The 12,555-nt window shown below is 30.7% G+C and carries 13 protein-coding genes; 9 read left to right on the top strand and 4 right to left on the bottom strand.

The genetic code is table 11. The features are described 5' to 3' along the window. The first annotated feature begins 181 nt into the window (after positions 1 to 181). The 9 genes from Q0678_RS01485 (at position 182) to Q0678_RS01445 (ending at position 9,582) form a co-directional block, all read left to right on the top strand. A complete protein-coding gene (locus tag Q0678_RS01485; protein ID WP_299052907.1) occupies positions 182 to 874 on the top strand; it encodes an ABC transporter ATP-binding protein in 693 nt (230 codons plus the stop codon). Positions 875 to 876: 2 nt separating this feature from the next. Further along, entirely contained in the window at positions 877 to 2,109 is a 1,233-nt protein-coding gene (locus Q0678_RS01480; RefSeq protein WP_299052904.1) for an ABC transporter permease, read from the top strand. Between the two features lie 2 nt (positions 2,110 to 2,111). Continuing rightward, complete coding sequence (locus tag Q0678_RS01475) at positions 2,112 to 3,356, top strand: ABC transporter permease (protein ID WP_299052902.1); 1,245 nt, start codon at positions 2,112 to 2,114, stop codon at positions 3,354 to 3,356. Between the two features lie 24 nt (positions 3,357 to 3,380). Beyond that, positions 3,381 to 4,490: an efflux RND transporter periplasmic adaptor subunit gene (locus Q0678_RS01470; protein ID WP_299052900.1), complete on the top strand. Its 1,110-nt coding sequence runs from the start codon at positions 3,381 to 3,383 to the stop codon at positions 4,488 to 4,490. A gap of 192 nt (positions 4,491 to 4,682) precedes the next feature. Continuing rightward, entirely contained in the window at positions 4,683 to 5,024 is a 342-nt protein-coding gene (gene rpsF, locus Q0678_RS01465) for a 30S ribosomal protein S6 (protein ID WP_299052897.1), read from the top strand. A gap of 3 nt (positions 5,025 to 5,027) precedes the next feature. Then, the gene (gene rpsR, locus Q0678_RS01460) at positions 5,028 to 5,324 is read left to right on the top strand and encodes a 30S ribosomal protein S18 (protein WP_299052895.1); all 297 of its coding nucleotides are present in this window, start codon (positions 5,028 to 5,030) and stop codon (positions 5,322 to 5,324) included. 14 nt (positions 5,325 to 5,338) lie between these two features. Continuing rightward, positions 5,339 to 5,785: a 50S ribosomal protein L9 gene (rplI, locus tag Q0678_RS01455; protein ID WP_299052892.1), complete on the top strand. Its 447-nt coding sequence runs from the start codon at positions 5,339 to 5,341 to the stop codon at positions 5,783 to 5,785. 107 nt (positions 5,786 to 5,892) lie between these two features. Then, positions 5,893 to 9,045 carry a carboxypeptidase regulatory-like domain-containing protein gene (locus Q0678_RS01450; RefSeq protein ID WP_299052890.1) on the top strand — a complete coding sequence of 1,051 codons (3,153 nt, stop codon included), beginning with the start codon at positions 5,893 to 5,895 and terminating at the stop codon, positions 9,043 to 9,045. Between the two features lie 66 nt (positions 9,046 to 9,111). Continuing rightward, the gene (locus Q0678_RS01445; RefSeq protein WP_299052887.1) at positions 9,112 to 9,582 is read left to right on the top strand and encodes a DUF6495 family protein; all 471 of its coding nucleotides are present in this window, start codon (positions 9,112 to 9,114) and stop codon (positions 9,580 to 9,582) included. Between the two features lie 10 nt (positions 9,583 to 9,592). Here Q0678_RS01445 and lptB read toward each other — a convergent pair whose 3' ends face one another. The 4 genes from lptB to Q0678_RS01425 all read right to left on the bottom strand — a co-directional run bounded on the left by lptB (position 9,593) and on the right by Q0678_RS01425 (position 12,511). Continuing rightward, positions 9,593 to 10,330, bottom strand: coding sequence for an LPS export ABC transporter ATP-binding protein (gene lptB / locus Q0678_RS01440; RefSeq protein WP_299052884.1), 738 nt, complete (start codon positions 10,328 to 10,330; stop codon positions 9,593 to 9,595). Positions 10,331 to 10,393: 63 nt separating this feature from the next. Further along, a complete protein-coding gene (locus Q0678_RS01435; RefSeq protein WP_299052881.1) occupies positions 10,394 to 10,741 on the bottom strand; it encodes a carboxymuconolactone decarboxylase family protein in 348 nt (115 codons plus the stop codon). After that, positions 10,731 to 11,543, bottom strand: coding sequence for a twin-arginine translocase subunit TatC (tatC, locus tag Q0678_RS01430; protein ID WP_299052878.1), 813 nt, complete (start codon positions 11,541 to 11,543; stop codon positions 10,731 to 10,733). The genes Q0678_RS01435 and tatC overlap by 11 nt, the downstream gene beginning before the upstream one ends. Further along, on the bottom strand, positions 11,543 to 12,511 hold the full coding sequence (locus tag Q0678_RS01425; protein ID WP_299052875.1) for a KpsF/GutQ family sugar-phosphate isomerase: 969 nt from the start codon (positions 12,509 to 12,511) through the stop codon (positions 11,543 to 11,545). The genes tatC and Q0678_RS01425 overlap by 1 nt, the downstream gene beginning before the upstream one ends. Between the last annotated feature and the right edge of the window lie 44 nt (positions 12,512 to 12,555).

The following is a 12,555-nucleotide window of genomic DNA, read 5'->3' as shown; positions in this document are numbered from 1 at the left end:
ACATTTTTTAATTAATAAGAAGCATCTACAATTGCTAATATTAAAAAAATAGTTATTGATTGTAACATAAATTAAAATAAGTCGTCTTATGTTTGTGTGCTTTAAAAGCAATTGCTTTTAACATAAAATTAGTATTGCTGGCATTTGATAATTGCTACTTTCGTTAAAAATTTAATAAGAAATGATTAAAATAGAAAAACTTCATAAATCGTATCCAATTGGTAAAGATTCTTTACATGTTTTAAAGGGGATAGATTTACACATAAAAGAGGGTGAGTTTGTTTCGATTATGGGGTCTTCTGGTTCAGGAAAATCTACTTTATTAAATATTGTGGGTCTTTTAGATATTCATGATGAAGGTAACTATTTTTTAAACGGTCAGTTAATAAAAGATATGAATGAGAAGAAGGCGGCTACTTTAAGAAATAAGTTCTTAGGCTTTATCTTTCAGTCATTTAATCTTATATCTTACAAAACTGCACTAGAAAATGTTGCTCTTCCTTTATATTATAAGGGAATGAATAGAAAACAACGTTTAGAAATAGCATTAGAATATTTAGACAAAGTAGGTCTAAAAGATTGGGCAAATCATTTACCAAACGAGCTATCTGGTGGTCAAAAACAACGTGTTGCCATCGCAAGAGCTTTAGTTACTAAACCTAAAGTTGTTTTGGCAGATGAACCAACTGGTGCACTAGATTCTACCACGACAGACTCTGTAATGGATTTGTTAAAAGACATTAATAATGAAGGAATGACGGTTTTTGTAATTACACATGAAGAAGAAGTTGCAGAACAAACCAAAAGAATTGTAAGGCTTAAAGATGGTGTTATTATTAGTGATGAATATACTAATGCAGCAAAATCTAATTAATTATGTTTGATATAGATAGATGGAGAGAGATTTTTCAAAGTATTAATAAAAACCGATTACGTTCTGTAATGTCGGGATTTACAGTTGCATTTGCAATTTTACTTTTCACACTATTATTTGGTATTTCTAATGGTCTTGGCAACTTTTTTAAAGGAGCTTTTGCAGATGATGCTCAAAATTCGATGTTTGTAAGAGTCTGGAAAACCTCTAAACCATATAAAGGATTACAAACAGGCAGAAAAATACAGTTAAAAAACAAAGATTACAATTATGTAACCGAAGAGTATGCTGATAAGATAGAGTATCAATCTACTAGAATTTACAAAAACTTTGTAATTAAATACAAAAATGAGGCTAGTACATATAGTGTAATGGCAGTAAATCCAGATCATCAATTTTTAGAAAAAACAATGATTGATGAGGGTCGATATTTAAATGAGCGAGATTTAAGAGAAAAATCGAAAGTAATTGTTATCGGAAGGCTTATTAAAAAAGATTTATTTGGCGAAAAGCCCGCTTTGGGTAAGCGTGTAAATGTAAACGGAAGTTCTTTTTTGATAATCGGAATTTTTTCTGATGATGGAGGAGATAATGAAGAACGTAAGGCTTATATACCCGTTACTACCTCTCAAATGATGTATGGTAATAACGATTATATCAGTCAGATTAACTTAGGCTATAATCCGAAATTAAGTACCAATGAAGCGATTGCTTTTGGGAATAAGATGGAACGTGACTTAAGAAAAAAACTAAACATTCATCCAGATGATCAAAGTGCACTTTCTATAAGAAACATGGCCGAAGCAAATCAATTTGTGAGCACTGTAAGCTTAGCACTCTTGTTTATTATAATTTTTATAGGATCTGGAACTCTTATTGCTGGTATTATTGGTATTTCTAATATTATGATATTTGTTATTAAAGAAAGAACCAAAGAATTTGGTATTCGAAAAGCACTAGGTGCAAAACCATCTTCTATAGTTGGTATGGTTGTTCAAGAATCTGTTTTAATTACAACTATTGCAGGTTATATTGGTTTAAGTTTAGGAACTTATATTTTAAGTTTTATAGGCAATAGCTTAGAAGAAAAATATTTTATAAAAGACCCAAGTGTAAGTTCTGGAGTGGTAATTGGTGCAACAATTGTGTTGATTATTTCTGGATTGATTGCAGGCTATGTACCCGCAAAAAAAGCAGCAAATATTAAACCTATAGAAGCCTTAAGAGCAGATTAATTATGAAATTTTTATTCGATTCAGATACTTGGCAAGAAATTTACGGTAGCATCCGTAAAAACAAAATAAGAACTGCAATAACAATTATTGGAGTGTTATGGGGTATTTTTTTACTGGTAGTTTTATTAGGTTCTGCAAGAGGTTTAGAAAATAGTTTTAACAAGTTGTTTGGTAATTTTGCAACCAATAGTGTTTTTGTTTGGACACAATCTACAGACAAACCTTTTAAAGGTTTTCAAGAGGGTAGAAGATTTACTTTAACATTAAATGATATTGAACTTTTAACATCTGAATATGCTAATGAAATTAGACTTTTAGCACCCAGAAATCAGACAAACAACCTTATTATAAAAGACTTTAAATCTGGAAGTTTTAATGTAAGTGGAGATTATCCCATCGTCGATCAAATTCAGAAAAAACAACTTTTATATGGACGTTTTTTAAACGAAAATGATATTCTATCAAATGCAAAAGTTGCAGTAATATCAGAAGATATGTATAAACAATTGTTTGATTTGGATGAGTTTCCAATAGGACAATTGGTGAAAATAAATAGCATCAACTATAAAGTAATTGGTGTTTACAAGCCTTCTACATCTGTTGATTTTGATGGAGATACTGCTTACATACCTTTTACAACTTTTAAAAAAGTATACAATACAGCAAACAGAGTAGATTGGATGATGATTACTGCGTATGAAGGCGTTGATATAGAGCAAATGGAAAAAGACGTATTACTTACCTTAAAAGGGCTTCATAAAGTGCATCCAGAAGATGAAAGAGCTTTTGGTAGTGTAAATCTAGGGAAAGAAATTGGTAAAGTGACAGGTTTTTTAACAGGCATGCAGTTTTTAACTTGGTTTGTAGGTATAGCAACTTTAATTGCAGGTGTTTTTGCGATTGGTAACATTTTATTAATTACCGTTAAAGAAAGAACACAAGAAATAGGAATTAGAAGAGCATTAGGAGCAACACCTAAAAGCATAAGGCAACAAATTATATTAGAGTCGGTTTTTTTAACTACCATTGCAGGTATGATTGGTATTATTTCTGGAGCATCTATTTTAGCACTAATAGATACTTTTCTGGGAGCTGGTGATGATGCTGTTTTAATAAATCCAACAGTAGACATACCTATCATTATAATTGCATTTACCACACTAATTGTGTTGGGTACTTTAATAGGACTAATACCGGCTCATATGGCAACAATAGTAAGGCCAATAGAAGCATTAAGAGAAGAATAAAAATCAATCAATTAATAATATATCATGAGTAAAAGATCTAAAATTATTTTAATAGTTATTGCAATAGGTTTTATAGCAGCACTTATTTGGTTTGGTAAAAAAAACAAAAAAAGTATTGTTGCCTATGAAACAGAAACGCCATTTAAAACTACCATTGTTAAAAAAACAGTAGCAACAGGTAAAGTAACTCCGTTAGAAGAAGTTGAAATAAAGCCTCAAATTGCGGGTATTATAGATAAAATTGTTGTGGAAGAAGGTGCTGTTGTTAAAACAGGAGATTTGATTGCAACCGTAAGAGTAGTGCCTAACGAGCAGTCATTAACCAGTGCAAAAGGTAGAGTTAATTCGATTCAAATTCAATTGAATAATGCTAAAATTCAATATGACAGAAATAAGAATTTATTTGACAAAGGGGTTATATCTCGTCAAGAATTTGAAACTTTAGAATTTTCTTACAATCAAGCAAAAAATGATTTAAGAAATGCTCAGAACGATTATCAAATTATAAAGAAAGGTTCTGCAGGTGCTTCTGGAGCAAACACAAATATTAGAGCAACTACTTCTGGTATGGTGGTTGAAATTCCAGTAAAAAAAGGAACTCAAGTTGTAGAAACAAACGGTTTTAGTGCGGGAACAACAATTGCAACCATTGCAGATATGACCAAAATGATTTTTGAAGGTAAAGTAGATGAATCTGAAGTAGGTAAATTAATTAAAGGAACCGATATTGAAGTTTCTATTGGTGCTATAGAAGGTAAAAAGTTTCCTGCGAAACTTAATTTTATTGCTCCAAAAGGAACCGAAGAGGGTGGTGCTGTTCAATTTAAAATTAAAGCAGATGTTTCTTTAGATGATGACTTTTTTATTAGAGCAGGATATAGTGCCAACGCAGATATTGTGTTGGTTAAAAAAGACAGTGTTCTTTCTATAAAAGAAGCATTGTTAAGATTTGACAAAAAAACAGAAGAACCGTATGTAGAAGTTAAGGTTGAAGATGGTACGTTTGAAAAAAAGACTCTAAAACTAGGTACTTCAGATGGTGTAAATGTAGAAGTAGTAGAAGGTGTTGCAATAGAAGATGAAATTAAAATTTGGAACAAAGCTTCTAAATCAGAAAATAAAGATAAGAGTTAATAGATATTAAAGTATTTAAAAGAGGAACTTACAAATTAAGTTCCTCTTTTTTTTTATCAAAATAAACCTAAAAAAAAGAGCCTTACAAATGCAAAATAATCAATAGCTTATTTTTATTGATGTTATATGCTTTTAAATAAGAAAAAGTTAGTATATTTGCAGCCTTAAAAATAAACAATAAATATTTAATTTATGAATCATTACGAAACTGTTTTCATTATGAATCCCGTTTTATCTGATACTCAGATAAAGGAGACAGTACAAAAGTTCGAAGATTATTTAGTTTCTAAAGGAGCTGAAATGATCTCAAAAGAAGATTGGGGCTTAAAAAAATTAGCATACCCAATTCAGAAGAAAAAAAGTGGTTTTTATCACTTATTAGAGTTTAAAGTTGCCGGAGAAGAAATCTCAGCATTCGAGTTAGAGTTTAGAAGAGATGATAGCGTTATGCGTTATTTAACTGTAAAACTTGACAAACATGCTGCTGCTTGGGCAAAAGTTAGAACTGAACGTGTTAAATCTTCAAAAAAATAACAAATGGCTACAATAGAACAACAAGCAAAAGGTGGTAAATCTGCTGACGTTAGATATTTAACGCCATTAGATATTGATACTAAAAAAGAATCAAAGTACTGTAGATTTAAGAAGAAAGGTATTAAGTATATCGATTATAAAGATGCAGACTTCTTAATGTATTTAGTAAACGAACAAGGTAAAATTTTACCAAGACGTTTAACAGGAACTTCATTAAAATATCAACGTAAAGTTGCGCAAGCAATTAAAAGATGTCGTCATTTGGCATTAATGCCTTACGTTGGAGATATGTTAAAATAATAAAGACGTAGGACATGGAATTGATATTAAGACAAGACGTAGAAAATTTAGGATTTAAAGATGATGTTGTAGCTGTAAAAAACGGTTATGGTAGAAACTTTTTAATCCCTACAGGACAAGCAGTTTTAGCTACTTCTTCTGCAAAGAAAGTTTTAGCAGAGAATTTAAAACAACGTGCTTTTAAAGAAGCTAAATTAATTGAAGAAGCTAATAAAATAGCAGAAACAATTAAAGGATATGAAATTAAGATTGCATCTAAAGTTGGTTCTGGAGACAAGTTATTTGGCTCTGTAAACAACATAGATTTAGCTGCAGCACTTGCAAAAGCAGGAACAAACTTAGATAAAAAGTTTATCAAAGTTGTTGGTGGTTCTGTAAAAAGATTAGGTAAATACGAAGCATCTGTAAGATTACACAGAGCTGTAGTTGCAGATATTACTTTTGAGGTTATTGCAGAGTAATAGTTGTTAACTAATTGTTAAAAAAACATCTACTAATTATAGTAGATGTTTTTTTTTTGCTTTTATTTTGATTTATTTTTGTTAACGTTAATTCAAACTAAAAAAAGATGAACAAAAAATTACTTTTATCATTATCATTTCTTTTTTTGATTTTTAGCGCTGTAAATGCACAGGTTACTACATCAAAAATTAAAGGGATTGTAACAGACGTTGCAGGAGAACCGTTATTTGGTGCAACTATTTCTGTACTACACACTCCGACAGGTACTTTAACAGGTACAACAGCTCAAGAAAACGGAAGATTTACCGTTTTAAACCTAAGAGTTGGTGGTCCTTACAAAGTTACATTTAGTTACTTGGGATTCAAATCTCAAGAGGTAAATGATATTTATTTGTCATTAGGTAAAACTTTTAACGTAAATGGTAAATTGTTTGAAGAAGGAGAATCTTTAGATGAAATAGTAATTTCATCTTCTAAAAACTCAACGTTTAATAGTGATAGAACTGGCGCACAAACGAGTGTTTCTGTAGAACAACTAAAAACATTGCCAACAATTTCTAGATCGGCATCAGATTTTACAAGATTAGAACCTTCTGCAAGTGGAAATTCTTTTGGTGGTAGAAATGATCAGTTTAATAACTTCTCTTTAGACGGAGCTATCTTTAACAACCCTTTTGGGTTAGATTCTCCAACTCCTGGAGGTCAAACAGGGGCGCAACCAATATCTTTAGATGCAATTGAACAAATTTCTGTTTCTATAGCACCTTATGATGTTACTCAATCTGGGTTTACTGGTGCTTCTGTAAATGCTGTTACAAAGAGTGGTACCAACGAATTTAAAGGAACTGTTTATGGTTTTTTTAGAAACGAAAATTTAACAGGTGGTAAAATTAAAGGACAAGATGTTGTAAAGCCAGATTTAAGCCAAAAACAATTTGGTTTTAGCATTGGTGGACCGATTATTAAAAACAAATTATTTTTCTTTGCAAATTATGAGAAAGATGATAGAACTGATTTAGGAACTGCGGGATGGATTCCTAATAATAATGACGGAACATTGTCTATTAATGAATCTAGTGTTTTAGAATCTGATTTAATTACCGTAAAAAATGCACTTTCTGGCTTAGGTTATGAAACTGGTAGATATCAAGGTTTTAATTATGGGTCTAAATCTTCTAAAGGTATTTTTAAATTAGATTTAAACATAAATGAAGACCATAGATTATCTTTAATTTATAACTTCTTGAATGCTTCTAAAGAAAACCCAGCGCATCCAACAGCATTAGGTACTAGAGGTCCAAATTTTCAAACATTACAATTCGAAAATTCTGGTTATGAGATTAATAACAATATAAATTCATTTCAGGTAGAATTAAATTCAACATTATCTGATAAAATTACGAATAAATTTCAAGCTGGTTATACTCATTTTGATGATTTTAGAACTCCATTATCAACACCAATACCAGCAATTTCTATACAAGATGGAAGCGGAACTAATTATATTATAACAGGTCACGAACCATTTTCTACTAACAATAAATTAGATCAAAAAGTATTTCAATTTACAAATAACACGAACTTTTTATTAGAAAATCATACAATTACAGCAGGGGTTTCTTTTGAGAAATTTCAGTTTGATAATTCTTTTAACTTAGGTGCTTATGGTTTTGGAGATGCAAGAGGATATATAGGCGCTTTTGGGGCTTATGCAAGCATTGCAGATTTTGAAACAGCTGTAAATAATGGTTTTTTAGCAGATGCAATAGCAAATGCAGAATCTCTTTACAATACCAATAATAATTTACCAACTGGTGATGGTTGGTCTTTAGCAGAAACAAATGTTGGTCAGTTGTCATTTTATGTGCAAGATGAATGGAATGTGAATGACAATTTTAAATTAACTTATGGTATTCGTTTAGACAAGCCTTTATACTTTGACACTCAAGATAAAATTGATGAAAACATCGATAGAAAACCTTTTACTTTCGATCCAAGTATAGAATATTTTAACCCAAATACAAATGAAACAACTACTTTAGATTCTAGACAATTACCAGATAATGGCTTCTTATTTTCGCCAAGGTTTGGTTTTAATTGGGATGTAAATGGAGACGGCACAACCCAAGTTAGAGGTGGAAGCGGTATATTTACTGGTCGTTTTCCTTTTGTTTGGTTGGGTAACCAAGTACAAGGCTTAGATAGTTTTTTCTATCAAATTGTAGATCCTGAATTTAAATGGCCACAAGTTTGGAGAACAAATATTGGGGTAGATCACCGTTTCGAAAACGGCATAATTGCTACTACAGACATTTCTTACACAAAAGATATTAACGGAGCACATGTACAAAACTGGGGATTAAGAAATCCTTCTGGAACGTTGAATGCTCCTGGTGATAATAGACCTGTTTATATAGCTAGTGACAAAGAAAACAATGCTTATGTATTTACAAATTCTGATAAAGGTAGAGTTTGGAATGCTTCTTTAAAACTACAAAAATCATTTGATAATGGTTTGTATACAAGTGTTGCATACAATTATTTAAATGCGAAAGATGTAAATTCAATTGAAGCAGAAATAACAGGAGATGCATTCGATTTTAATCCAAATTTAGGAAATGCAAACCAAGATGTGTTGTCATATTCTAAATATGGAGATACCCATAGGTTTATTGGTGTAGCTTCTAAGAAGTTTAATTTTTTCGGTGAAAACTCTCCAACAACATTTTCTACATTCTTTGAGTATGCTAGAGGTGGAAGATTTAATTATACCTATGCAGGAAATATAAATGGAGATTCTTCTTTTCAGAATAATGACTTGTTATATGTACCAACAGCATCAGAATTAAATCAGATGCAGTTTACAGGAGCAGGACAAGCAGCTGCTTTTGAAGCTTACATCAACCAAGATGATTATTTAAGTGGAAGAAGAGGGCAGTATGTAGAACGTTACGGAGCTTTATCTCCTTGGAGATCTCGTTGGGATTTTAAAGCACTTCAAGATATTCAAATTAAAGTTTCAGAAAGTAAAGAACATACCATTCAGATTAGTTTAGATGTATTAAACATTGGAAACTTATTAAATTCTGATTGGGGAGTTGTAAAAGAACCAAGAGATTTACAGCCTTTATCTGTAACTGTTGATGCAACAAATACACCAACTTATACTTTTAACACAGACTTACAAGAAACATTTACACCTGTTTCTGATTTAAGATCTCGTTGGCAAGCTCAAATTGGTTTACGTTATATTTTCTAAATCATTTTAAAAATAAGATATTTGAACCGCTCAATTTTTTGAGCGGTTTTTTTTACAATGTACCATATGAAATACAGACAACTATCTAAAGAACAATTTGAGAGTTTGCACAAAGATTTTGCTAGTTTTTTAGCCACGCAAAGTATTGATATAAAAGAATGGAACACTATTAAAGCAGAAAATATGCCGTTGGCTGAAAAGCAATTAGATGTTTTTTCTGATATGGTTTGGGATGATGTACTAAATAAGACAAATTATATAGAACACTTTTCGAAGACTACTTTAAATTTATTTAAGTGTGAAGAAAATGAAATTCACAGAATTGCAATAGAAATAAGTTGGGACATTAATTTACTTGAACAAAAGGGTTTTGAGTGGTTGATGCAAAACCCATTAGACAATTCAGTTTCTATTTACAAAGGCAGTAAACCTTACAATAACAATAAAAGAAATAGTGAGTTATTTGATTTAATTGAAAAAGGTGGCGCAATTTCTAAAGGAGAAATATTCGATTATTTTAATCAGTTAATTTCTTAAAAGAAGAGTTTTAAAATACTTTTTTTCTTTTTAATTCAAAGTCCTTTCCTAAATATACTTTTCTTACCATTTCATCTGCAGCCAATTCTTCGGGAGTTCCTTCTTTTAAAATACTACCATTGTACATTAAATAAGTTTTATCTGTAATGGCTAAAGTTGCCTGTACATCATGATCGGTAATTAATATACCAATGTTTTTATTTTTTAATTGAGCTACAATACTCTGTATATCTTCAACCGCAATAGGATCTACACCAGCAAAAGGCTCATCTAATAATATAAAGTTTGGGTCAGATGCTAAACAACGTGCAATTTCTGTTCTTCGTCTTTCGCCACCAGACAATAAATCTCCTCTGTTTTTACGAACATGACCAATATTAAACTCTTCAATTAAAGACTCTAACTTTATTTTTTGCTCTTTTTTAGATAAGTCTGTAAATTGTAATACAGACATAATATTTTCTTCTACAGACAACTTTCTAAAAATAGAGGCCTCTTGTGCTAAATAACCAATGCCTTTTTCGGCACGCTTATACATTGCATCATTTGTAATTTCTTTATCATTTAAAAATATAGAGCCACCATTGGGTTTAACCATTCCAACAATCATGTAAAAAGAAGTTGTTTTTCCTGCTCCGTTTGGTCCTAAAAGTCCTACAATTTCACCCTGCTTAACTTCTAAAGAAATTCCTTGAACTACTTTTCTACTTCCGTAAATTTTTTGAATATTATCTGCTCTTAAAATCATAATTAGTAAAAAATGTGTAAATTAATATTCATTGTAAAAGTACTTGAATAAGGTTATAAAAATTTAGATTTCACTTTCTAATGCTTCCCAATATTCAACGGCTCTTCTTAAATGCGGAATTACAATTGTACCACCAACCAAAGTGGCTATAGACATTGTTTCCATCATTTCTTCTTTAGTAACTCCGTTCTTCATTGCAGCCTCTAAATGATATTGCACACAATCATCACACCTTAACACAGCAGAAGCTACCAATCCTAAAAGCTCTTTAGTTTTTACTGGTAAATGAGCCTCTTTAAAAGTGTTGGTATCTAAATTAAATATTCTTTTTAATACTTTATTGTCTGATGATAAAATTTTATCATTCATTTTTTGACGATAATCGTTAAACTCTTGTACTTTAGGATGCATTATTTTTTTGTTTTTTGATGACAATTTTAGAAACTTTTATACTTATTTCATATAATATTAAAATAGGTATTGCTACAATAACTTGGCTAGCAATATCTGGCGGAGTAATAATAGCCGCTAAAATAAGTACTACAACCAAGGCATGCTTTCTATATTTTTTTAAAAAAGTAGGGGTAACCAATCCTATTTTAGTTAAGAAAAATATTAAAACAGGCAATTCAAATAAAATAGAAACTCCTAGTAACATATTTGTTACCAAACCAATATGAGAGTCCATTGTAAAATTATTCTGTATAAGATCTGTTATTTGATAGTTGTATAAGAAATGAATAGAGATCGGAGCAATTACATAAAAGCTAAAAGCGATTCCGCAGAAAAATAAAAAAGACGCTACAAAAATAAATCCTTTAGACTTATTTACTTCATTTTTAGTTAATCCTGGTGCAATAAAACGCCAAATTTCCCATAACAAATAAGGAAACGAAAGTATGATGCCCAATATTAATGAGGACCAAATTGCATTCATTAATTGTTGAGTAGGCTTTAAACTTATTAAGTTATCTTTAAATGTAACGTTGCAGAAACTACTATCTAAGCCAAGAAAACTAAAAAAATCACAAAATAATTGATAGGTAATAAAATCTGGTTTTCTATGTGCCAATAAAAAATTTTCATAGACTTCTTTCTGAAAAATAAAGATTAAAATACCTATGATTAAAATAGCAGATGCGCTTCTAACAAGATGCCATCTTAACTCTTCTAGATGCCCTAAAAAAGACATTTCTTTTTGTTTCTCTTTCATTAAAAAATACCTTCTTTAATTAAGTCGTGTAAATGAACAACACCTAAGTATTTATCCGAATCGTTTGTTACTAATATCTGCGTAATGCTATTGTTTTCCATAGTATTTAGAGCATCAATAGCCATTGCATCTTCTTTTATGGTTTTTGGGTTAGCGCCCATAATATCTTTTGCAACTAAAGTTGTAATATCTGTTGTTTTAGATAGCATTCTTCTTATATCACCATCTGTAATAATACCTACAACAATATCATTTTCAACAACCGCAGTTACGCCCAATCTTTTTGCTGAAATTTCTAAAATAACAGTTGCAATACTATCTTCTTTATTTACTCTTGGTACTTGATTATCTTTTAATAAATCTGATACTCTTAAATACAAACGTTTCCCCAAAGCACCTCCTGGATGATATTTTGCAAAATCTTTACTTGTAAAGCCTCTTAATTCTTGTAGACAAACCGCTAAAGCATCACCTAACACCAACTGTGCCGTTGTACTTGTAGTAGGTGCTAAATTATTAGGGCAAGCTTCTTTTTCTACAAAAGCATTAAGAGTAAAGTCTGCATTTTCGCCTAAATAAGAAGAAATATTACCTGTAATTGCCACAATTTTATTGCCATAATTTTTAATTAATGGCACTAAAACTTTAATTTCGGGTGTATTACCACTCTTAGAAATACATATTACCACATCTTCATCCTGAACGTTTCCTAAATCTCCATGTATGGCATCTGCAGCATGCATAAAAATTGCTGGTGTGCCTGTAGAATTTAAAGTAGCAACGATTTTGGTAGCTATATTTGCACTTTTACCAATACCAGTAACAATAACTCTTCCGTTAGCATTTAAAATAAATCTTACGGCTTTGTCAAAATTGTCATCAATTAAATTGGCTAAATTAGCAATGGCATTGCTTTCAATTAATATTGTTTCTTTTGCTGTTTTAATAATGGTGTTTATATCTTTCAATCGTTTTGTTTTTATCAGAATAAAAAAAGTTATACCTTGGTATA

The organism is uncultured Polaribacter sp. (genome assembly GCF_947497125.1).
GTDB lineage: Bacteria > Bacteroidota > Bacteroidia > Flavobacteriales > Flavobacteriaceae > Polaribacter.
Note: the sequence above shows the minus strand (reverse complement) of the source record. Positions and strands in the feature narration are given on the sequence as shown.